This window comes from Candidatus Hydrogenedentota bacterium (assembly GCA_035416745.1).
In the GTDB taxonomy this organism is placed as follows: Bacteria; Hydrogenedentota; Hydrogenedentia; order Hydrogenedentales; family SLHB01; genus UBA2224.
In genome coordinates, this window is sequence record DAOLNV010000023.1 from 20,840 (window position 1) to 42,535 (window position 21,696).

Below are 21,696 nucleotides of genomic sequence, written 5' to 3' on the forward strand. Positions count from 1 at the left end.
CGGCCGGCTGACGGCTATTCGGAGGTGTGTTTGTGAAACCGCGGGGGCTCACGCTGGTCGAAGTCCTGATAGCCTTGGTCATCCTGACCATCCTGCTGGTCATCGTCTTGCCGGCGCTTGTGCAGTCGCGCGAAAGATCATTGCGGCAAGCGTGCCGCACCAATCTCAAAACGATTGCTATCGCCATCAAGATGTACGCACAAGACGACCCGAATTACCGGTGGCCGCCCGTTGCCTACCTGCCAAGGCATGGAAACCCGGGCACGCCCGGCAACTGGAACATAGACGGCTCTTTCTCCCCTTGCGCCCGGTGCCTCTATCCCAATTATCTCAAGGACGTATCGGTGTGGATTTGCCCGGCCGACTACGCCGCGCGCAGAGAAGAAATGTCCGCGTATCTCGAATCATGGGTGGATGCCAACGGAAACGTCAACATCGAACGTTTGGAGCGCGAGGCAGACGTCTCCTATCAGTACTTGGGATGGGCGATTTGGTCAAGCGCCTACCTCCATGACGGGCATGGAGACTCCACCGAAGTGCTTTCCGCCATCGAAAAGGCCCTGAATTACGCGGCCACCTACACGGATACGGCCACGTTCCCGCCGGAACAGGATATCGTCTTCCCGAACGGGCATCCGAATCCGGACGCACGTTCCCAGACGCTGCCTCGGTTCCGCGAAGGTTTTGATCGGGTCTACGTTACGGATACAAGCAGCTTTGACCTTCCGCCTGCTCAGTCCGAGATTGCCGTCATGTGGGACCGCGTCCCGCCGGACCTTGCCCGTTTCAACCATTCTCCGCAAGGTTCAAACGTTCTTTTCGCGGACGGCCACGTCGAGTTCGTGCAGTACCCCGGAGAATTCCCGATGTCGGACCTGTTCGCGAAGGTGGCCGCGCTGCGGAAGGCGAATCCGTAAGCGGGTTCTTGCACCCCTCTGGCGCCGGACTCAGAAGACGATGACACCCCATTTGCCGAGGGCCAGGGTCTCGCCTTCTTCGGCGCGCTTCTGGAACACGGAAACGATGTTGCCCTCGATGTCGCCGAACAGCAGGAACTCAGGCGCCTTGACCTTAACAAAGCCCTGAGAAACCACGGTGTCGTACACGCTGTCCTTGTTGCGGTTCTGCAAGGGCGTGAGCACGTACACGATTCCGCCTTCCGCGCAGACAGCCTCGACGGCGTCAATGCTTGCGCGGACGAAGCTTTTCCCCCGGAGAAATTCAGGGAGTTTCAGCGCCGTATACTCACGGTTTGTAAACAGAAGAGCGTCTTTGTTGAGGGTATCTACCGCGCCCTCGACAGGCTCGAACACCGCGCGGCCGCCGCTCAGGAGCTCTTGCCCGTCGTCGTTGGCGCCGTATTGGAATTCCTTATTCGCCATGGCTTTGTTCACCAACACGCGGAAACGGACAGCGGCAGACACCGGCTGGCCCGCAGCCACGTCTTCCTCCTTGAACGTGGCCATCAGGATTTCCTTGGCATTGGTGCGCTGCCAGTCGTAGATGAGGTAAATGGTTCCGTCGGACGACTGCACCACATCGGGGTACGAGACGGACATGCGCTCGTCGAGCATCAATCCCCCATACCAGGTTTTCCCGTCATCATCCGATAGAAACGCTTTCAAATGCGACCGGCTCTTTTGATCAGGGGGGTCATGCTTCACGAAAAGAAGTTTACCGGACGCAAGCCGCCGGATGCAGAACCGCGCGTGGGGGATGTGGGTGACCGTCTCGGCCACGTGCCGGTCGGTCCAGGTCTTGCCGCCATCGGCCGAGACCGCCTCCCCGAGACCCGTATTGGTTCGCACGACCATCCAGAGGGAGCCGTCCTTGCGCTCGACGATCATGTGTTCATCGCAGGCCCGCCCGTCGACGTCCGACCTGCCCAGAAACTCGAAGGTCTTGCCTTGATCGCGCGAGACCCAGACGTTCGAACCGGTGTTGGCGGCAATATCGCGGGCGTACTCCGGTTTCATCACGTTGGCGTTGAATGCCCAGACAGCCACGGGCAAGAGCCATTCGCCCGACCGCAAGACCGTAGGCTTGTTCATCATGATGCCGTCGCAGATGCGGCGCGGTTCCGACCACACCGGGTCAGCCTCTCCCGATTCCACGGTGGTCATCGCCCACACGCCGGCCCGTCCGTCCCAATGGCTGTAGCCTTGCGCCCAGAACCACCACAGCTTTCCGGCGGGGTCGTGCCACAGACACGGGTCAAACGTGCGAATATCTCCCGGCACATCGATGACTACCTTCACGTCAGACCACGTCTTGCCATCATCTCCGCTCGTGACCAGCATGACATAATTCAAGGGGCCTTCGGTGTCGCCGCCGCCGTACCAAGTGGCCCAGAGCCGGCCGTTGGGCGCCCGCTCAATGCCCGGAATCCCCTGAAACTGTCTTTCACTACCGGCGTACTCGGGGCCCGGCGCGAAAACAACCAGGGGCGGCGCAAGAGCAGCATCCGGCACGGCAGAGTCCTGCGTGTGCGCGGCCAAACTGATGCCCAAGACCGCCATGACGGCTACGAAACACAAACGCGCCATAGGGAACCCCCTTCATAGAAGTAAGGCGCCCGCTGGCAATCCCGCGGGCGCCCGTTTTATATGCGCTTACTTCAAGAACGCCGCCTCGGCCTTCGCCAAGGCGTCTGCAATGTCTTCAGCTTCACGAAGTGTCATGCCTTCGTGGACTTTGATGAGGAAAAGCGATTGGTTGTTGGCCTTCCAGTTGGGCAGCTCGAACCGCCGGTTGGGGTCCCCGGCATACAGTGGACAGGTCCACGGATACCCGCTGTGCCCAAATACGGCGCGGTTCTTGTACCACTCGTGATGGGTGAACGGCGTCGTGTAGTGGGCGCTGAACGGCAGTCCCTCGGCTTTCAAGGCCTCGATGAACGTGTCGAGGTCGCAGGACACCTTGTCGAGGGCTAGACGAAACACCATGAACCAAAAGACGCTCTCTGCCCCTTCCGGGCCTTGGTCGATGCTCACGGCCTGCAACGGTTCGCAAAGGTCAATGACCTTCTGCGCCACCAGCCGAATGCGCTCGAGCATGCCCGGAAGCTTCTTGAGCTGAACCGTTCCTACAACCGCGCTGAGATCGTTCAAATTCAGATTCAACGAGCACGTGACATTGTTTTCAGCGTCCTCGAGACCAAACGGCTTGCCGCGATCGGAACACCGGCGCGCTTTCCAATAGAGCTCTTCGCTCCTGGTGTACACGATGCCGCCTTGCGCGGCTGTCGCGTGGTGCTTGCCCGACATCGTCGAGAACGCCGCGATATCCCCGAACGTGCCAACGTATTGCCCGTTGTAGCGCGCACCATGCGCCTGGGCACAGTCCTCCACGACCTTGATGTCCCTGGCCCGGGCGACCTCCATGATCGGCCCCATGTCGGCGGGAGTTCCGGCGATATGCGCGACGACAATGGCGCTGGTGCGTTCCGTAATGGCCTTTTCGACTTCCTTGGGTCCCATGTTGTAAGACCCGGGGGCACAATCAGCCGGGATCGGCACGCAGTTCATCAGTGGCACGGGCATGACCCCGCCCATATCGGATACGGACGGGACGATCACCTCGGTGAAAGGCTCGATCTCGAGCGCCCGCAAAGCCACATACACGGCGCTCGTGCCCGAATTCACGGCGTCGGCGTAGCCGCCGCCCAGGAAATTGCAGAACTGCTTGCAATAGGCTTCTTCCTCGGGCCCGTTGTAGCTGAAGGCCTGTCCCGTCTCGATACTCTTATCAAAAAGCGCATCGACAGCCCGCTTCTCTTCTTCTCCAAACAAATGGCGGGGCGGCCAGGGCCCTTTACGCACGCATGGCCCGCCGTTGATCGCCAATTGCTCTTTTGATCGCGCAGTCATAACACGAATACTCCCTTTTTCCTGTCACAAAACCGGATGTCCAGCGAATGATAGCAGCCTTACCACACCTGCTCAAACAAACGGATCAGATTGCCGCCCAGGATCTTCGCGATATCCCGTTCGCTATATCCCCGTTTGACCAGTTCGATGGTGATGTTGGAATAGTCTTCCGGCTCGCGAAGTCCCTCGGGCATCACAACAGGCCAATCCACCTTCAAGGTCCACCAGGATTTACTGCGGCCGGCGCGGTACTTCTGCAACTCCTTCTTGTTGCGATTGATGAAGAAATCGCTCGCAACCGACACAAAATTGATGCCGACCAGGTCCGCCACGTATTCAATGGTATCCACGTAGTCAACGACGGTCGCTTTGCTGCCCTTCTTCAAACAAGACGGCCAGAAGGTGCACCCAAACACCCCGCCCTTCTGCGCGAGCAGTTTGATCTGGTCATCGGTCTTGTTGCGCGGGTAGTCATAAAGTGATTCCGGACTCGAATGTGTGCTCGCCACGGGCCGCTCGGAGCGTTCGATGGCTTCGAGGGTGCTCTTGGGACCCGCGTGCGACACATCCACGAGAACCCCGTGCTCGTTCATACACCTGATGACCTCGATGCCAAACCGCGACAAGCCGGCGTCCACCCGCTCGAAACATCCATCCGCAACGTAGTTGCGCTCGTTATGGGTCAATTGCATAACGCGAATACCCATGCCCTTCAAGACGGGAATGAGCTCGAGCTCTTCTTCGATGGCCGCGGTATTCTGCAGACCGAGGATGACGCCCAGTTTGCCGTATTGCTTCGCCGCATCGAGGTCCTCGGTTTGGCGGATGGGCATCATTGTTGTCTCGAATTGGCTGAACATCCGGCGCCACGTGCAGATCCTGAGCATGGTATCCTTGAAGTTGTCGAGAACGGCGACGGTGGCATTCACCGCCGTGACACCCCCAACAAGCAGCTGCTGCACGAGCGCCTCACCGTACTTGCTGGGATTGGCGCCGTCAATAACGACCGTCTTCCGGTGGATTTCAAGGGGGTCAACATCCGCCATCTTTTCCATCTCCTCCGTTGTCTGGACCCACGTCCTCCAATGAGTTCCCACTAGGCGCCGGATCGTCCCCATCTCCCATCGCACGTGACACGTCCGTACGCCAGGCAATGAGCGGACATGCGCCCTCTCCTCCGGCTGCCGCGCAACCGAAGCACATCACACGGTCTCGGTAACCAGGAAGCTATCCGAACGTCCCCGTTGCGACAAGGACAGTCATCACCAGCATGAACCAGTGAATCAAGAAGGCGTAGAGAAACGACTGCGTGCGCCACGCCACAAAACCGAAGCCCACCCCCGAAAGCCATGTCGACATCGCTTCGATTTCCGGTTTGCCGATGTGAAGCAAGGCAAAGGGCGCCATCTGAATGAAGATGGCCGGACCGGGCCCAAGGATGCGCGCAAGGCCAAACAGGCAGAAACCCCGGAGAAGGTACTCCCAACCCCAAAGCAGAATTCCGGTGGAGTACAACATGCGGATTTGTCTCATCACCGGCCCCATTTCGGCGAGAGCGTCGTCGTAGTACATCTTGCGGTACATGTGCTCGAGGCTACCCCCGCGAACGACCAACAACAACATGACAAAGATTGCCGGGCAGACCACCAAAAGCCACACCAAGCCCTCTTTCCATTTTCCCAGGCGAAGGCCGTAGTCTCGGGGCGAATCTCCCATCAGCAAAACCGCGGCAACAGGCACAAGAAAAAACAGCACGAATTGGGTATGCCCTTCTCCCAAAGCACCCGACCCCCACGCCTCGAGTCCGATCGGACGCAGCCACGTACGAAGAAACCTGCCGTGGTAACAGAGAAGCATCGGGAGCACCACTGTAAGCCACAAGACGATTGCCATGCGGAGGTTCACGTCCACTCCGCCAATGCGAACCTGTTCACGCAGTCTGGGGTATTTCATGGTTGCCTCCGGCCTCACCGCCGTCTTGGATTCCGCCCGTGGTTTTGCTCAGGACACAACACTATCAAATACCGCAATTGGCCTCCAAATTACCGCCCCGAATGATCCTGCACTGGGGCGCGTGCGCCAATCGCCCGACGATGGGGCGCAGGCTTTCAGGCTGCTCGCGTGGGACCGGTGCCCTCGCCGGTCACGATAGTGCGAACAACCCGCCTGCAACGTGGCATGAGCATCCTGCCCATGATTTCTTCAACTGTCCTGACGTGCAGCTTCCGCCGCCCCTCCGGGGCTGTGTGATGGCGGCGTTATGACCCAGGGCTGCGCCACGCGTACCGCGTGGCTGGCCCTGGGCTACGTCCTGCCGCCCCTGCGGGGCTGAAAAGGGGGACGATCGATGTCCCGGGGTGAGCGTCGCAAGGACAAGAGAGCTGAAAGCCCAATGCAGAAACAAGACGTTGTGGTAAGGGCTTCCCGCCTCCTCGTGTGGGACCGGCGCCCTCGCTCCTGCCCGTGTGGGACCGGCGCCCTCGCCGGTCATTCCGCCACGTTTGGGCCCGGCAGATATCCCGGTCCGCATTTGAGAAATCTCCGCCTCGGACACAACAGCCCGTTACAGCGCCAACGGCGCGATACATACCAGCCTTTACAGCGCCAACGGCGCGATACATACCAGCCTTGGCTGAAGGCCAAGGAAACCGGCCCCCCAAAAATCCTCACCGGGCTGAAGGCCCGGAACATTACGTCGTGCGGCCGTTCAATCCCCAATATGTTTCGGGCCTTCAGCCCTCTTGCCTGTTTTGAATCCCAGCCCCTGGCCCTTCAGGCCAGGCTGGTATGTATCGCGCCTTCGGCGCTGAAGAGGGGAAACCCTAACCTGCGAGCACGTATCCCGCCGTTCGCGCGCAAGAGGGGAAAACCCTGGCCTGCATGCACGTTTCATGCCTCAGCGCCAACGGGACGAAACATACCCTCTACGATACGTTGTCTCCTCTACAGCGCCAACGGCGCGTCACATACCAGCCTTGGCTGAAGGCCAAGGAAACCGGCCCCCCAAAAATCCTCACCGGGCTGAAGGCCCGGAACATTACGTCGTGCGGCCGTTCAATCCCCAATATGTTTCGGGCCTTCAGCCCTCTTGCCTGTTTTGAATCCCAGCCCCTGGCCCTTCAGGCCAGGCTGGTATGTATCGCGCCTTCGGCGCTCCGGAGGCCCCATGCCCTTGCCATCGGCGCTCGGGAGGAGCCATGCCGTGCGCCTTTGGCGGGGTTATCCGACCACGGCAAGGAGATGGCGCCCCTGGGAGCGCCGAGCGCCAGCTCGGCATTCGTCTGCCGTCTGCCGCGTCCGCGGTCCGAAGGACGCGTGCCATTCGCCGTTGGTGATGGAGAGGAGTGAGGCATAACCCGAAAGCATGTTTCGCGCCGTTGGCGATGAAGACTCCCGGTTAACGTATCTTCCGCGGTCGGAGGCCGAGCGGGCCCGCGAATAGCATGGTGCCGTACCGTTCCGCCGTTTCGACAGCGCTAATCCGGATTAGGGCGCGTGCGCAACAGGCCACGTGCGCAACGGTAACGCCGCGCCCGGCGACCTTGGTATACTGGCGCAGGTGTACCCGGACGTTGATTCTCTCGCGGAGGAAACCATGGCTCCCTTCTTGGTCGCTCTGGCATTGACCGCTGCTCAGCTCCCGTTAACCCCGGTGCCCCAGCGGGTCGAACTTGACGAGAAACGTGTTTTCAGGCTTTCCCCGGTTGATCCCATCGTATTGGCCGACGACCGGGTGGCGGAACGCGACACAGCCGTTGGGCTAATCCGCAGCGCCTCCGGGTTCGAGCTGCCGGTGGCGACCGCCGCTACTCACCCGGCGGGCGCACGCGGTCTTTATATTGGCGAGCTCGGCCAGCACGAAAGCCTGAAACATCGCAAGCTCGCCAAAATCCTGGACTTCGGGAAGCCGCCGTCCGAACAGGGATATTTCCTGCGCGTTACGGAGGATATGGTCGTCGTCGCGGGAGCCGACCCGGCGGGGACATTTAACGGCGTACAAACGTTGTGCCAGCTCATCGGGGAACAGGGGCAGATCCCCTGCGTCACCATTGAGGATGCGCCCGACCTGGGATGGCGCGGTGCGTGGGTCGGGGGGCCGCTATCCGGCGAGCAGATGGATGCGTTCGCCGCGCTGAAATGCAATCTCATCGCATTCGAAAACGACGATTTTCTTGATCTGACGGCCGAGCGGCTGGCGGCGTGGCGCGAAGTCTTTGAGGACGCGCGTCTGCGCCACATCGAGCCCGTGCCCGTCGTCCGAACCCTTAAAGACGTCATCCCGTTTCTGAAGCGCCATCCGGAAGCAGCGGTCGCCCGCACCGTGACGGAGAAGGTCCGGCTCGAAGAGGACAACTGGGCGCTGCTGTCCCACCCTAACGTCCTGGAGACGCCGGAATCGCCGATCACCGTTGTACTGAACACGAAGCCCTTTCAACAAGGCCCGGATTACGCCATCGACCGCGGCGATTTCGCATACCCATACAAGGCAACCAACGCGCCATGGCTCATCCGCGGCAACATAGGGGGGCGCATCCCCGACGGCGCGGCGGTGACGGTAACGTACGCTTATGTGCCTGTCGGCGCCGCCGATTGCGTTCCCTTTGGGGAAGGCACGGAACAGGCGTGGCTGGACATGCTCGAGACGATCAGCCGTGAGCTGAAACCCCGGTTCATCGCCGCAAGACACGATTGGCCAGGGGGCGTGTTCGAAGACCCGCGAGTTATCAAACGCAATGTTTCAAATGAGTCCGTGAAAGCACAATCCGTCCAGGCCCTCGATAAACTCGCCCGCCGGGCCGAACCTGAAGTGCGGTTGCTGGTGATTTCGGACGCGTTTCGAGGGCAGCGCTCACACGTCCGGGAATTGGCCGCGAATCTGCCCCGTACGGCGGCCTATATTCTCGAGACGGGCGAGCCCGAAACCGGCTCGCCCGAGGATGTCGCTTCGGTCCTCGAGCCGTGGCAGTCCGAAGGCCTGGAAATCTTCGGGAAGCCCCACCCCTCGGTCGCCAGCGCCTATGCCTGGGGCAGTGACGTAACGGGTTCGGAAAACCGGCTTCGGGGCTTGCTCATGCCGCTCGGGACGGGGACGGCCCCCTCGGCGGCCTTCCGCATCGCCATGCAAAAGAGCTGGGCGGCAGGGAAATGGCGCTCGGTCTGGCCAGAGGCCTTGAACGCATATTTCGAGGCGGACCTCTGGGAGCCGCAATACGGCGAGGCCGCCGCGGCCGTGGCAAGTCACATCGACCGCCGCACCCTCGCAGGCGTTACCCCCGAGAAGACGTATGACGCCTTCCGCAGCTACAAGAGCCAGCGGGGCTCGAGTCTGCCGGAAGACGACCCCCAGGTGAAGCTGGTATCCGCGCTGATGGCCAACATGACCGAGTATCTCGCGTTGGAACGGTCCTTCGACCAGAATCAAGGCTCCTCTACCCTGCAGAAGCTGGTCAGCCTCGTCCAACGGCAGACGGCCCTGGACCCGCAGGCCGATAAGGACCGGGCGCAGCGCATCATAGATACTATCAAAACGAAAGGCCTGTTCGTGCCCTCATCGATTCTTTTCGGCAGATACCTGTTGCCTTTCCGCGAAATGACGCTCATATCCGGGCACCGGCCCATCGAGATCGTCGCGGAACCGCAATACACGGACACCGAGCATACCGCCGAGGCCACGTACGATTTTCTGGCCGAGCCGGGACCTATCTGCCGGGTGGATTTCGACACGGTCGGCGCGGCCGATGTCACGCTTGAACAGAGCCGCGACGGCAAGGCGTTCTCCGCAATGCAGCAATGGACGTCAGGGCAACGCGGAGGGGTGCGCGCCCCGCTAATCCTCGATAAGCCGGTGCGCACCCGGTATCTTCGCATCACGGTCAAGGCCCCGGCGGAACAGGCCGTGTTACGAAACCCCCGCGTGTTCGCGCTGAAGGGTCCAGCGGTCGGCGTGTGCGGGCGCACCGATACGGCGCCCGTGCTGGACGGCTCATTCAAGGAGAAGTGCTGGCCGACGGAACCTCAAGCCGAGGGTTTTGTGTTGGCCGACACCAAGGTCTTCGCCGCGGCGCAAACGACATTCTGGCTTTGTGCCAGCCGCGACACTCTCTACGTTGCCGCCTACGCCCGGGAACCGCGCATGACAACCATGGCCGCGGCCAAGACTGGCCGGGACGCCTCCCTGGAGAACGACGAGCATCTCCTGGTGACCCTGCAAGCGCCCGGCGGCGTGGTCTTCGCATTCGCCGTCAACCCCTTGGGCGCGCAGTTTGACAGCCTCGAGGGCGACGCTGCATGGAACGGGGACTGGAAAGTGTTCACGGCTTCCTACGGCGAGGGCTGGGCCGCGGAGTTCGCGATTCCGTTTAAAGTCTTTGGCATTCAGCCCAAACGCGGCGAGGCGTGGCAGATGAATTTTGCCCGGTTCCGCAACAATGTTCACAAGGAACGTTCGGCATGGGCCTATGACCCGAAGACGGACCGGGTGTCCGAATGGGGTAACATGATCTTCGACTGAAGCTGTCGCATCGAAGCTCGCCTTGACTGTCCGGCAGGGCTGTTGTTGAATAGGAACGCGCCAAACACAAACGAGATACCAGGAATACGCGTAATGAAAGCATTGGTCTTTGATGGCAAGCCCCACATCGCTGATGTGCCCAGGCCCGTGCCCGCGCCGGACGAAGCACTCGTGCGGGTGCGATACGCCGGCATCTGCAACACGGATATCGAGATCTTGCGGGGATACATGAAATTCAAGGGCATCCCCGGACACGAGTTCGTGGGCGTGGTCGAGGAAGCATCCAACCAACATTTGCTGGGCAAACGCGTTGTGGGCGAGATCAACTGTGTGTGCGGCGCCTGCGAATACTGCCAGCGGGAAATGCCCCACCACTGCTGCGCGCGAACTGTCCTTGGCATTCAGGGCCGCGACGGTGCGTTTGCCGAATACCTCACGCTCCCAGAGGAAAACCTGCATCTAGTCCCTGAAAACGTGCCTGACGAAATCGCGGTGTTCACGGAGCCCGCCGCGGCGGCCTTTCGTATCCCCGAGCAGGTCGAAATCGATGCCGATGACCGGATCATTGTCCTCGGCGATGGCAAACTGGGCCTGCTGGCCGCCCAGGTCCTCTGGTTGCAGGCAAAGAACCTGGTGTGCGTGGGCAAACACCCCTGGAAACTGGAAGTCCTCACCCCCCTGTGCATTCAGACGCGTCTCGCGGACGAGCCGCTCGAGGGGGGCGCGGAGATCGTCGTGGATGCGACCGGTTCGGCAGCCGGGTTCAGCCGTGCTCTGCAACTGGTGCGCCCGGAAGGCGTGGTCGTGCTCAAAACGACCGTGGCCGGCCGTTCCGAAGTCGACCTGAGTCTTCCCGTGATCAACGAGGTTCAGATTGTGGGGTCTCGTTGCGGCCCGTTCCGGCCGGCACTCGAGGCACTGGCGCTCGGCACCGTCGTCGTCAAACCCATGATAAGCGCTACATATCCCCTTGACGAGGCGGACCGGGCCCTCGAACATGCCCAATCCGGCGATGCGATAAAAATCCTGCTTCAAATTTCCGAATAACCCGCCCTCCGAGGGCAATGGCGCAGCAAGTAGAGGAGATTCGCCATGAAAGTTGGAATGCTGACCTGTCCTTTCAATAATGAACCCCTGACAGAGGTGATCGATTTGGCTGAAGACGCGGGGATTCCCTGCCTGGAAGTCTGGGCCGGACCCAAGAGCAGGCACATCGACCCCGCCACGATGACTGCCACGAAAGCGCGGAGGATCGCGGCAGACCTTACCGAACGGGGCATCGAGATCAGTTCTCTCGCGTACTACACGATGGACCTGACCCAGCCCAGGCTCACGCGGAAAGTGCAGGCCCACGCCAAGAAGTGCATTGATGCCGCGGCCTCGTTGAAGGTTCCGGTGGTCTGTATGCTCGCGGGCGGACCGGCTCCGGGGATGACCAAGCTCGAAACCATTCGCAAGGTCTTGCCGCAAGCGTTCAGGCCGATCCTGGCTCACGCCCGCAAGAAGGGCATCAAGATCGCCCTCGAAAACTATTTCGCCACCTGCTTGCAGGGATTGGATACCTTTGAAGCGATGTTCGAGGCCATACCCGATGACAATTTCGGATTGAATTACGATCCCAGCCACCTCTACCACATGGAATGCGACTATCTGGCGCCCATCGCGATGTTTCCAAACCGGCTCTTTCATACCCATGCCAAGGATACGCTGGTCGACAAGGCCGCCCGGGCCTATGTCGGCATTTACGGGACGGGCTGGTGGCGCTATGTGATTCCCGGGTTCGGCAACATCAATTGGGGCGAATACGTCAGCCATCTCCGCCAGAACGGCTACGACGGCGTACTGAGCATCGAGCACGAAGACAGCACCCAATCGCCCGAAGAAGGCTTCATGCGGGGCGCGGCATACCTCGAACAATTCTGTTGAGAAGCCGCATGGAACCTGATTGACCAAAGGCAAGAGAGGTGACCGCGAAAAAGGCGCCCGGCTGCCTGCCGCGGGCGCGTTACGCCCGTTCCAACTGTTCGCGATTGTCGGGTATGGGTTGCGCTCTATGTGCGGAGGCACGCGAAATGCAGGGCGCATCTCATGACGAGTGCCGGAGGTGAGGTTGCATGACGCAGCGTCTGCTGGTAGTTCACACAGGCGGCATCGGAGATTTTCTTCTCTGCTGCCCTTCGATTCAGGCCCTTTCCCGCACGTTTCGGGTGGAATTGTTGGGCCGTCCGGACCGCCTCGCGCTGGCGATAGAGGCCGGGATTGCCGACAAGGCGCACGATATCGGCGCGGTCGGGTTCGAGTCTCTGTTTGCGGCCCCGAACGCTGCCATCACGTCGTTCCTCTCAGGTTTCGCGGCGGCCGTAGTCTGGATGCGCGATGATGATGGCGCGTTGAAGCGTTCCTTGCGGTCCTGCGGGGTCCCAGACGCGCAAGTCTTCCCCGGTCTCCCGCCCGACGATTGGGACAGCCACGCCTCCGAGTATTACGTGAAACAGCTCGGGCTGGATGCCCGTGAGCCTTTCCGATTGGCCCTCGCTGGCGCAGACCGGGATTTGGACGTCGTTGTTCATCCCGGCAGCGGAGGAAACAGGAAGAATTGGCCCATGGACCGCTTTCTGTCGCTCACGGAGCAATTGCAGGCTCTTGGCAGGCGCGTTCATTGGTGTCTGGGACCCGCGGAAGAACATATTCGCGTGCCTTCGGGCGCGGAGAGGCTGGCCACATCGTGCCTGACGGAACTGGCCCGCCGGTTGTCGTGCGCGCGGGCCTATGTGGGCAACGACAGCGGCATTACCCATCTCGCTGCGGCGTGCGGCGTGCCAACAACGGCCATATTCGGTCCAACTGACCCCCAGGTGTGGGCGCCGCGAGGCCGTCACGTGAGGGCTGTACAGGGTGAGCCCTGGCCCGGCGTGGAAGCCGTCTTGCGGTCCCTGATAATCGTATGAGCATATGGTATGATATGCACCACTCACATGGGTGCTGCGTTCGCAACGTAAGCATGGAGGACCTGTATATGCGTCGTATGTTCGTTCTGATGATGGCATGCGCGTTCGTTCTTGCTCCCGCGGTTTCGATGGCGCAGGAAAACGCCGCCGCGGAACCGGCCAAAGAGGAAGGAAAAGAAAAGACTGACGGCACGTCCGAAGCCACTCCCTATGTCCTGTTCAACGGGAAGGATTTCGGGGGCTGGAAATTATTCATCCCGGACGAGAATGTCGACCCCGCCACCGTCTGGACGGTAAGAGACGGGGTGGTCCACTGCACCGGGGAACCGGCCGGGTATATGCGTACGAAAAAGAAGTTTTCAAATTACAAGCTGACCTTCGAGTGGCGATGGCCCGAGAAGGCCGGCAACAGCGGCTGCCTCCTGCACATCAGCGGCGAAGATAAGGTGTGGCCCAAAAGCATCGAATCGCAGTTGCACAGTGGCGACGCCGGCGACTTCTGGGTCATCGATGGCACCGATTTCAAGGAGCACAAACCGAGCAACCCGGACGACCGGCGCGTCCCCAAGATGAACGACAGTAATGAGAAGCCCCTGGGCGAATGGAACAAGAAAGAGGTCATCTGCTCCGAAAACACCATCAAGGTCTACGTGAACGGCCTGCTCCAGAACGCCGCCACGGAGACTACCGTGAAAGAGGGGCGCATCGGATTCCAGAGCGAGGGCGCTCCCATCGAATTCCGCAACATCATGCTCTGGCCCGTCCCCGAGGAACACCAGGAAAAGAAACCTGAGGAAGGCGAGAAGAAGGAAGGCAACTGAGCGGTCCCCAAAACATCGCATCGCCGCCCGCGCGGAGTGCCGTCTGCGCGGGCGTTCTGTTTCTTCGCATCATCGCGGCCAGGACGCAGCGCTACCCCGCGCGGCGCAGCAGTTCGTCGATGGCAGGATGGGCCGCCCTGTTGGCGCCGGGCAACGCCGCCAGCTCGTTGAGAAGCAGGATGGTTTGACGGTGAATCTTCGTAAAATGGACCTCCAGCATTTCACGCACAAAGCCTGAGAGCCCGGCGGCGATCCAGGAAAGGCACGCAGCAATCAGGAACGAGGGCATCATGCGCGCGGCATGCCCCATACCGGACAGCGGCTCGCCCGAGGCCTTCAGAGCGGCCAATCCTTCCTTGGCGCCCTGTGCGGCAAGGCGTACCAGAGGGGCATCGTGCGCGAAAGGTTTCGGGTCGTATTGGTGCCTGGAAATGGCCGCGAGCATCGGAAACCCCATGGCGATGATGGTCTGGAACCTGCGCGGCAGGGCCTTGTCCATCTTCGCTGGAAACCCGGCTTTCAGCATGGTTGCGCACAGGGCCTCAGACTCTCTTACGGGAGTGTCAAAAAGCGGGGCTATCTTGGTTTTGCCGAGTTTGTAGGCCACGGCGCGGCCCCGGTACAGCGCCATGATGCCGGGATACATGTAGTGGCAGTTGCCGAACACTGCCCGCCAGGGGTCGAGGGCAGGGCGCCATGCCGGAAACGTGATGATCACGCTTTTTCGGCTGCAATCGAAGGGTTTGAAGGTTGCCAGGGCCTCCTCCCGTTGCTCGGCGCGCACGCAGATATACACGCAATCAACGTCGTCCATACTCTCGAGACGGTCTATGAAGCGCGCGTCAGAGATGACGAAGGGCGAACCTTGCTGGCCGGCCTCGGGCACAAGGGTCATGCCTCTTTCCTGGAATTCCGCGAGCCTTTCCGGACGGGTCAGGAACGTGACGTTATGACCTGCGCGATGGAGGAATCCTCCATACAACTGCCCCACGGCGCCCGTGCCCAAAATGAGAAACCGCATACATTGCCCTTTCCGCCGTGAAAAGCGCCGCTGAAATCAGTAGTATCTCATCATATCATGGGGGAATATGCGCAAACCGGTATTGAAGACGCTGCCGCCCTCCTGGCGTTGTCATTGACGCCGGGCATCGGGCAAGAATCGGTGCGCCTCGTCCTTGAATCAGCGAATCGGGCGGGGAAGGCTCTTTGCGACCTGCTCGCACTGCCCCTGCGCGAGATGGTCATGGTGCTCCCGGCGCGGCGCGACGCGCTCGCCAAACGCATCACGGAGCAGACCCCTGCCCTGCGCGAAACCGCGCGCCGGCTGGTGACGGAGGTCATTGGCCACGGCGGGGGATTTCTTGCCCTAACCGATCCCCGTTACCCGCAGACGCTGCGCACAAGCTTGCGAGGGAGTGCGCCGCCGCTGCTGTTTTTTGAGGGAGATCCCGGGTTGCTGTCGAGCCCGGCAATCGCCGTTGTGGGCACCCGGACACCCTCACAAACCGGGAGAACCGTTGCAGCCGGCATGGCGCGTTTTGCGGCGAAATCACGAGCAGTGCTTGTAAGTGGGGCCGCCGAAGGCATCGATACGGAAGCTCATCGCATTGCCCTCGACGAAGGCGGCATGACTATCGCCGTGTTGCCGCAAGGTCTCTTGAGATACACCCCTCCTGAATACCTGCGTCGCGCCCTTGCGGAGAGGCGGGCGCTCTTGGTCAGCCAGTTCCCGCCCGATTTGCCCTGGCAACGCTATGCCGCGGTCACGCGAAACAACGTGATCGCCGGGCAGGCGCGGCTGGTCCTTGTTGTCGAACCGCGAAAACAGGGCGGGAGCGTGCGAACGGGTCTTGCGGCCCGTCTCCAGGGAAAGACCGTCGCGGTGTGGCAACAAGACGCCAGTGGTCTGGCCCACGTGATGGCCGGTGCGGGTTGTGTGAACCTTGGCGGCCAATCCGGCGTCCGGCTGGAGCGAGAACTCCACGGGCTGTGGCGTCAGTCAGAAGCCCTCGAGGCGCAGCCAGGAGAGCTTTGGCTGACATCGTGACTATGCGGATTCGATCAACTCCGTTATCTTTGCTACACTGACGAATAGAAATGCCGGCCAACAAATGAGGGGGGCCAAATCATGGTCTTCATTAAGACATTCAAGGGTTACGAAGACAAGCCGCTGCTGCTTGACGCCGAAGTAAACCAGTGGATCGTACGGAACGGGGTCGAGGTAGTCGATATAAAGACCGTCCTCGGTCATGAAAATGGGTCGCGGGCGGGTTCGGGCGACGTTCTCTACACCGTAGTATATCGCGCCGACGCGCCGGTCGAGTAGAAAAAGCGCCATCGAGGACGCTGGGCAAGGCGGGCAGAACTTATTCGTAGCGTCTCGGCCGGGCAGCTGCGAACGCATCGAGCTGAGGCGCAACGCGTGCGGCAATATCCGCGGGGGGCTCATCGCGCTCCAGCCAGGTGCGCAGTGCATCACCGCCGGCCAGGATGTCGAAGGTAGGCCCCCACTCGAATTGTCTTGGATGGCGGTTGCGGATCGCCCGCAACAGGGCCACGGCCACCGTGAACGCCCGCACTTCAGACGGCTTGTGTACGTGGATGCGTATCCCCTGGCATTCCTCATCCCTGTAACGCGGATTCGACGCCTTTCCGGGGATGGCCCGCGGGGTGTAACGGCATGCGGATACCGTGCACCCCGGCGTCTCGCCCGGCTGAAGCCTTCCGATCACACCCTCTGCGTCAAGCCAGGGCGCTCCAATAACATGGAACGGCGTTTCGGTGCCACGCCCTTCGTTCAAATTGGTGCCCTCGAACAGGCACGTGCCGGCGTACAATAGCGCCGTCAGCGGAGTCGGAATGTTGGGAGAGGGCGGCACCCAGGGATAGGCACACTCATGAAAGAGGAGATCTCTTCGCCAACTATCCAGCGGATGTACAAAAACGTTCAGCTTCTGCTTGCTGAACTCCTCGCGCAAAAAGAACACCGCCAGTTCCCCCATGGTCATCCCATGCCGGATCGGAATGCGCGCGCAGCAGACGGGCGACCCCGTGCGCTCGGCTATCGGGCCCTCGAGCACGACGCCTCCGAGTGGATTCGGACGATCGAGTACGAGCACCGGCTTCTTCGCCTGCGCGCATGCTGCCAGGCAGTCCCGCATAGTCGCCATGTACGTGTAATAACGCGAGCCGATATCCTGAAGATCGACCAGGAAATACCCGACCTCGGCGAGTTCGGCCTGAGAGGGGCGCTTCTGCGTCCCGTAAAGACTGATAACGGGGACATCGCCCTGTTCGGAAGCCACTGTGGCGCCGGCCTCGTAATTGCCGCGGATGCCGTGTTCCGGGCTGTACAACACATGAAGCTTGTTCGACGGGCCAAGGCCAAAAACGTCGAGGATATGCCGGCCCATCTCGTCCACGGCGGCATGATTCGTGAGCAGGGCGACACGGCGTGTCTCACGAAGAATGTAGAAGCTCTCTCTCAACAAGCGGTCCACACCGGCATGAGTGTTTGCACGCCGCGGATACAAGGCGCGGGCAACGCTCCGATAGAACGTATTCCGTAACGTCTCGTTGTCCCGGTTTCCCGTCCCGGGATGACAGGTATTGGACAAGAGGATCGCGAAAACACCCGTATCACGGTCCATCCATATGCTGGTGCCCGTCCAACCCGTATGCCCGAGAGCCCTTCGAGAGGGCAGGAAACCCGTCGTCTTTGTGTCCCACGGGTCTATCAGCCATCCGAGGCCTTGCCAGGGATAGAAAGGAACCTGGCCCTTGACGCTGACCTCGTCGAGGGTGGATTCGGACACCACCTCGCCGCACAGGAATGCCCTGCAGAACCGCGCGAGATCGTCCGCGGTCGAAAACAGTCCCGCGTGCCCCGTAACGCCGCCGGCTGCATACGAATTCTGATCATGCACTTCACCTTGCATGAGACGGCCGCGCCAACCGCACCGTTCCGTGGGAACACAGCGCGGCCGGACGGATTCGGGCGGGTTGAAACAGGTATCCCCCATGTTCAGGGGCGTGAATATCCGGCTTTGGCAAAAACGGTCGAGCGTCTGCCCGGTCACGCGCTCGACGACGCGGCCCAGAAGCATGAACCCGATATCGGAATACACCCAGCGGACCCCGGGAGCGTTGTCGATACCGCGCTCCGCGCTTTCCATCAGCATCCCTTCCACCGAAGTATGCGTGCGGTAGAAGGGCCGTCCTGCCAGGAAGCCCGCGGTATGCGTCAGCAGGTGACGCAGGGTCATCTTCCGAAACGCTTCGATGGGAACATAATCGGCGGCCGAGCGGTCCAACTCGATAGCGCCCTGTTCGCGCAGCAACAACACGGCCGTCGTCGTAGCGACAACCTTCGTGAGTGACGCCAGGTCATAAATGCCGTCTGTCCGGGCGGCAACCCGAACAGGGTCGAGCTGAGCATCGCCCGCCGCCTCCAGAAAAAGTATCTCGGCCCCATTACCGACGCAGGCAACAGCGCCGGGACTGTTCGAATCGCGTACAGCGTCGCGGAGACCTTGTAGGATCATTTCATGCAAGATGAGTCCCTCGATGCCGTTTGGATAAGCGGAACCATTCTGAATACTGCACTCTGAATTACCGGCAGACGCTGAGTCTAATTGGTCGCGGTCAACGACGCAAGAAACAGCTCGAGGCCGCGACCAGCAGCTGTGGGATGCGTGAAGGCCCCGGCCGGGTGAACCGGGGAAGACGCCGCCCCTCTGCGGAAGGGCCAGAAAGGAAACCGGAGGCCCCTGCTCTCGAAAGCGGTTTGGCCGTTTCGGAGAGCAGGCGCCCCCGGTTCAGTGCGCAGAAGAATACTACTTCTTCTTCGCGGCCTTCTTCTTCGCGGCCTTCTTCTTGGCAGCCGGCTTCTTCTTCGCTACCGCCTTCTTCTTGGCGGCTGGCTTCTTCTTCGCTACCTTCTTCGCTGCTGTCTTCTTCTTCGCTGGGGCCATGGGGTTCCTCCTTTCTCGCGTCTAAACCCCTAAACATGTGCTCACGGCTACCTGCCTCTCCCACACAGATGAGGCATATCTGCCGTTCACACGGCTCATGACGCAGTCATGAAGCCCTATGCCAACGAGCCGGAGGCTCGATGTGGCCCTTGAATCCCCTTACAACGCTGCGAACACCGCGCCGCGGCAATTCATTTCATTCATGGGATAAGTCCGGAGAAAGACGGCCTTGCTTGCGCTTCGCATGCGTCACGCCCGAAACTTGCCGGCTGCAACACAAACCACATGCTCTTGCGTTCCCCCGTGCAAGCCTCGCCGCTTTCCCTCTCCCCAAACATCTGGCGGCTTCGGTCTTCATCACAGCGTTGTATGCCTGCGCACGAAACTCTTGTTGGCGACGCCAGTTTCTCTCCCCCGATTGCGCTGCGTTTCGCGTGCGCTCGAAGAGAATAATCCCCCGTCCCGCCGGACTCAAACACGTCGCTATGCGCAAGGCGTATCGTCTGCATCAAGTTTCCAACACTACTTTCTGCAACGCTCATTCACGCTATCCATATAAATGTTTAACAGACCTTGCGAAAAATAGCAAGTGTTTTTCATAGGTTGTTTCATTTTTTCCAGAGCGCTTTGATTTGGTCAAAGGCTATGTTAGAGTATGAATGGTTCTTCGAAGCGCGTGATTTTGGTGTTTGAAACGGGCTGTATGAAGCGAGAAATACGTGCGTGCACGCGTGGTCGAGACGCGTAGTAACAGAGAGCATCCAACCCAACATTGCCGGAAGGGAGAAGCAGCTATGGCCGATACGGTAGCGGGATTTTTTTCGGAACTCGCGGGAAAAGTGAACCCTGACAAAGCCTCTGGCATGAACGCCACCTATCAATTCGATATCACCGGCGATGGAGGAGGCAAATGGAACGTGAAGTTTGCCGAAGGCAATGTGGCGGTGGGCGAGGGCGCCGCTGAATGTCCTAACATCACGCTCACCAGCGATGTTTCCACGTGGCTTGACATCGTCAACGGCAAGACAAGCGGCCAAACAGCCTTTCTGCTCGGCAAACTGAAGATCCAAGGCGATATGAGCCTGGCCATGAAACTCGCCAGCGTCTTCGGTCTGGGTTGAGCCCGCCGATGCTTCAATACCACCTCGTGAGTTCGTGTGTGTGAACCTTTCCGCAACCGGCAGGCGTTTCTGCTGTGTCTGCTCGCTGTCGTGAACACGGCGGCGTGCGGCCGGCGCGACGAAGCATCTCTCGCGAACGCCCCGGCAGCATTGACCCTCACCACAACGGACGGAGCGGTGCTCGCCGCGACATTCTATCCCACCCATGCCAAGCCATCCTGCGGGGTGGTATTGGTGCATGATAAGGGTGGAGACAGCGCCCAATGGGCCGGTTTTGCGCGGCGGCTCCAGCAAAGCGGCATTGCGTCTATCGCTTTCGACATGCGCGGGCACGGCGCCAGTACGGGACCTGAAGGCCAGAAGGTCTCGTTCGAAAAGTTCACTGTGGGCGACTGGCTTGAAGCTATATTGGACATTCAAGCAGCCAGAAACGCTCTTCCCGCCAACGGGGTCGATCCCGACAACCTTGCGATCGTAGGCGCCGGCATGGGAGCCAATCTTGCCACGCACTATACGGCCCAAGACCAGACCATCCAGGCTCTGGTGCTGATTTCCCCCGGCCTGGAATATGACGGGGTGCCTGTCCGAGACGCCTTTGAGGCCTACAAACTGCGTCCATCGCTGCTTATCGCCACCAAAGGAGACACCTACGCATCATCTTCGGCTCAGGCCTTGAAGAAGACCGCCTCGACTTTCTGCGAGTTTCGAGAGTATCCGGGAGGTGCGCACGGCATGGATGTCATTGACGAGATGGTCGGGGTGCGGGAAGAATTGGCATTCTGGCTGGAAAGCATCCTCCGAACATTTGACACCGGTGCAGCCATTCGTGATGAGACGGAGTGAAGGCGTGCGGCAGCGGCAGCAACCGCTCGCGCGGAGAACATCGGGGTATCGGCAGGAACACCGGGCATAGGCTGACACGGCTCTTGATGTGCAGATGCCCGTCAACTGTCTCCGAGAACCGGCCACTTCATTGTTTCGTTTGGCGCGGAGCATTCGTCTGCCGTTCCCCCGCACTCGCGTACGCTTCACGCGTGATTGGAAACCCCCACAATGGCTTGACGAAATCGCGGGCGCTCCCTATACTGCGCCATGGAACATCGCATGGGGATGCAGCGATTAGCTGAATTGGGGTAAACGACGTGTCAGACACAGGGCACAAACCGGGTTTTTTCAAGGATGATGCGGGCGATTGGCGCCAGGAACGCCGAAAAAGCCCCGACCGCCGCCAACGTGACTTGGCTTTCGATCATAAAGACCGGCGCCGCGGTTCGCGCCGGCATACCGATCTCGAGATTATCGAGCGGGAACAAAAGGAAATGATCGAAGAGGCGCTTGAGGAATTCGCAGCCGAGCACGAGCAGGAACACCATTAGGGTATCCGGCGCGCGCGCTGGAAGACGTCCCGGCGCATCGAGGACCATCTGCTGAGCGTTCTTCCGCATGCCGCCAC

General features: G+C 60.5%; 18 protein-coding genes. 10 read left to right on the plus strand and 8 right to left on the minus strand.

Going from position 1 to position 21,696, the window contains the following annotated elements; genetic code table 11:
- The first annotated feature begins 32 nt into the window (after positions 1–32).
- A complete protein-coding gene (locus PLJ71_09525; GenBank protein HQM48918.1) occupies positions 33–917 on the plus strand; it encodes a type II secretion system protein in 885 nt (294 codons plus the stop codon).
- 30 nt (positions 918–947) lie between these two features.
- Here PLJ71_09525 and PLJ71_09530 read toward each other — a convergent pair whose 3' ends face one another.
- The 4 genes from PLJ71_09530 to PLJ71_09545 all read right to left on the minus strand — a co-directional run bounded on the left by PLJ71_09530 (position 948) and on the right by PLJ71_09545 (position 5,822).
- A complete protein-coding gene (locus PLJ71_09530; GenBank protein HQM48919.1) occupies positions 948–2,546 on the minus strand; it encodes a sialidase family protein in 1,599 nt (532 codons plus the stop codon).
- 66 nt (positions 2,547–2,612) lie between these two features.
- A complete protein-coding gene (locus PLJ71_09535; GenBank protein HQM48920.1) occupies positions 2,613–3,869 on the minus strand; it encodes a DegT/DnrJ/EryC1/StrS family aminotransferase in 1,257 nt (418 codons plus the stop codon).
- A 59-nt stretch (positions 3,870–3,928) separates the two neighbouring features.
- The gene (locus PLJ71_09540) at positions 3,929–4,915 is read right to left on the minus strand and encodes a dipeptidase (protein HQM48921.1); all 987 of its coding nucleotides are present in this window, start codon (positions 4,913–4,915) and stop codon (positions 3,929–3,931) included.
- A 181-nt stretch (positions 4,916–5,096) separates the two neighbouring features.
- Entirely contained in the window at positions 5,097–5,822 is a 726-nt protein-coding gene (locus tag PLJ71_09545; GenBank protein HQM48922.1) for a CPBP family intramembrane metalloprotease, read from the minus strand.
- A gap of 1,642 nt (positions 5,823–7,464) precedes the next feature.
- Between PLJ71_09545 and PLJ71_09550 the strand changes: the two genes are divergently transcribed.
- The 5 genes from PLJ71_09550 to PLJ71_09570 all read left to right on the plus strand — a co-directional run bounded on the left by PLJ71_09550 (position 7,465) and on the right by PLJ71_09570 (position 14,149).
- Complete coding sequence (locus PLJ71_09550) at positions 7,465–10,380, plus strand: glycoside hydrolase family 20 zincin-like fold domain-containing protein (GenBank protein HQM48923.1); 2,916 nt, start codon at positions 7,465–7,467, stop codon at positions 10,378–10,380.
- A gap of 93 nt (positions 10,381–10,473) precedes the next feature.
- The gene (locus tag PLJ71_09555) at positions 10,474–11,427 is read left to right on the plus strand and encodes an alcohol dehydrogenase catalytic domain-containing protein (GenBank protein HQM48924.1); all 954 of its coding nucleotides are present in this window, start codon (positions 10,474–10,476) and stop codon (positions 11,425–11,427) included.
- Between the two features lie 45 nt (positions 11,428–11,472).
- The gene (locus PLJ71_09560) at positions 11,473–12,306 is read left to right on the plus strand and encodes a sugar phosphate isomerase/epimerase family protein (protein ID HQM48925.1); all 834 of its coding nucleotides are present in this window, start codon (positions 11,473–11,475) and stop codon (positions 12,304–12,306) included.
- 188 nt (positions 12,307–12,494) lie between these two features.
- Positions 12,495–13,328, plus strand: a complete 834-nt coding sequence (locus PLJ71_09565; protein HQM48926.1) for a glycosyltransferase family 9 protein — start codon at positions 12,495–12,497, stop codon at positions 13,326–13,328.
- 68 nt (positions 13,329–13,396) lie between these two features.
- Positions 13,397–14,149: a DUF1080 domain-containing protein gene (locus tag PLJ71_09570; protein HQM48927.1), complete on the plus strand. Its 753-nt coding sequence runs from the start codon at positions 13,397–13,399 to the stop codon at positions 14,147–14,149.
- A gap of 91 nt (positions 14,150–14,240) precedes the next feature.
- Here PLJ71_09570 and PLJ71_09575 read toward each other — a convergent pair whose 3' ends face one another.
- Complete coding sequence (locus tag PLJ71_09575; protein HQM48928.1) at positions 14,241–15,170, minus strand: 2-dehydropantoate 2-reductase N-terminal domain-containing protein; 930 nt, start codon at positions 15,168–15,170, stop codon at positions 14,241–14,243.
- 57 nt (positions 15,171–15,227) lie between these two features.
- Between PLJ71_09575 and PLJ71_09580 the strand changes: the two genes are divergently transcribed.
- Together PLJ71_09580 and PLJ71_09585 are read left to right on the plus strand one after the other, a co-directional pair.
- Complete coding sequence (locus tag PLJ71_09580) at positions 15,228–16,196, plus strand: DNA-processing protein DprA (GenBank protein HQM48929.1); 969 nt, start codon at positions 15,228–15,230, stop codon at positions 16,194–16,196.
- An 81-nt stretch (positions 16,197–16,277) separates the two neighbouring features.
- The gene (locus PLJ71_09585) at positions 16,278–16,475 is read left to right on the plus strand and encodes a hypothetical protein (protein HQM48930.1); all 198 of its coding nucleotides are present in this window, start codon (positions 16,278–16,280) and stop codon (positions 16,473–16,475) included.
- A 40-nt stretch (positions 16,476–16,515) separates the two neighbouring features.
- Here PLJ71_09585 and PLJ71_09590 read toward each other — a convergent pair whose 3' ends face one another.
- The gene (locus tag PLJ71_09590; GenBank protein ID HQM48931.1) at positions 16,516–18,693 is read right to left on the minus strand and encodes a DUF1343 domain-containing protein; all 2,178 of its coding nucleotides are present in this window, start codon (positions 18,691–18,693) and stop codon (positions 16,516–16,518) included.
- A 291-nt stretch (positions 18,694–18,984) separates the two neighbouring features.
- Positions 18,985–19,122 (minus strand): hypothetical protein, encoded by a 138-nt coding sequence (locus PLJ71_09595; GenBank protein HQM48932.1) that lies wholly within the window; start codon positions 19,120–19,122, stop codon positions 18,985–18,987.
- Between the two features lie 794 nt (positions 19,123–19,916).
- Here PLJ71_09595 and PLJ71_09600 point away from each other — a divergent pair.
- Positions 19,917–20,243: an SCP2 sterol-binding domain-containing protein gene (locus PLJ71_09600; GenBank protein HQM48933.1), complete on the plus strand. Its 327-nt coding sequence runs from the start codon at positions 19,917–19,919 to the stop codon at positions 20,241–20,243.
- 36 nt (positions 20,244–20,279) lie between these two features.
- Positions 20,280–21,086, plus strand: a complete 807-nt coding sequence (locus PLJ71_09605; GenBank protein HQM48934.1) for an alpha/beta fold hydrolase — start codon at positions 20,280–20,282, stop codon at positions 21,084–21,086.
- A gap of 302 nt (positions 21,087–21,388) precedes the next feature.
- Here PLJ71_09605 and PLJ71_09610 read toward each other — a convergent pair whose 3' ends face one another.
- Positions 21,389–21,688 carry a hypothetical protein gene (locus tag PLJ71_09610; GenBank protein HQM48935.1) on the minus strand — a complete coding sequence of 100 codons (300 nt, stop codon included), beginning with the start codon at positions 21,686–21,688 and terminating at the stop codon, positions 21,389–21,391.
- Positions 21,689–21,696: the final 8 nt, after the last annotated feature.

Excerpts from the sequence above, each read along its gene's own strand:
- PLJ71_09530 (HQM48919.1), bottom strand. The coding sequence starts at position 2,546 with ATGGCGCGTTTGTGTTTCGTAGCCGTCATGGCGGTCTTGGGCATCAGT.
- PLJ71_09535 (HQM48920.1), bottom strand. The coding sequence starts at position 3,869 with ATGACTGCGCGATCAAAAGAGCAATTGGCGATCAACGGCGGGCCATGC.
- PLJ71_09540 (HQM48921.1), bottom strand. The coding sequence starts at position 4,915 with ATGGCGGATGTTGACCCCCTTGAAATCCACCGGAAGACGGTCGTTATT.
- PLJ71_09545 (HQM48922.1), bottom strand. The coding sequence starts at position 5,822 with ATGAAATACCCCAGACTGCGTGAACAGGTTCGCATTGGCGGAGTGGAC.
- PLJ71_09550 (HQM48923.1), top strand. The coding sequence starts at position 7,465 with ATGGCTCCCTTCTTGGTCGCTCTGGCATTGACCGCTGCTCAGCTCCCG.
- PLJ71_09555 (HQM48924.1), top strand. The coding sequence starts at position 10,474 with ATGAAAGCATTGGTCTTTGATGGCAAGCCCCACATCGCTGATGTGCCC.
- PLJ71_09560 (HQM48925.1), top strand. The coding sequence starts at position 11,473 with ATGAAAGTTGGAATGCTGACCTGTCCTTTCAATAATGAACCCCTGACA.
- PLJ71_09565 (HQM48926.1), top strand. The coding sequence starts at position 12,495 with ATGACGCAGCGTCTGCTGGTAGTTCACACAGGCGGCATCGGAGATTTT.
- PLJ71_09570 (HQM48927.1), top strand. The coding sequence starts at position 13,397 with ATGCGTCGTATGTTCGTTCTGATGATGGCATGCGCGTTCGTTCTTGCT.
- PLJ71_09575 (HQM48928.1), bottom strand. The coding sequence starts at position 15,170 with ATGCGGTTTCTCATTTTGGGCACGGGCGCCGTGGGGCAGTTGTATGGA.
- PLJ71_09580 (HQM48929.1), top strand. The coding sequence starts at position 15,228 with ATGGGGGAATATGCGCAAACCGGTATTGAAGACGCTGCCGCCCTCCTG.
- PLJ71_09585 (HQM48930.1), top strand. The coding sequence starts at position 16,278 with ATGGTCTTCATTAAGACATTCAAGGGTTACGAAGACAAGCCGCTGCTG.
- PLJ71_09590 (HQM48931.1), bottom strand. The coding sequence starts at position 18,693 with ATGATCCTACAAGGTCTCCGCGACGCTGTACGCGATTCGAACAGTCCC.
- PLJ71_09595 (HQM48932.1), bottom strand. The coding sequence starts at position 19,122 with ATGGCCCCAGCGAAGAAGAAGACAGCAGCGAAGAAGGTAGCGAAGAAG.
- PLJ71_09600 (HQM48933.1), top strand. The coding sequence starts at position 19,917 with ATGGCCGATACGGTAGCGGGATTTTTTTCGGAACTCGCGGGAAAAGTG.
- PLJ71_09610 (HQM48935.1), bottom strand. The coding sequence starts at position 21,688 with ATGCGGAAGAACGCTCAGCAGATGGTCCTCGATGCGCCGGGACGTCTT.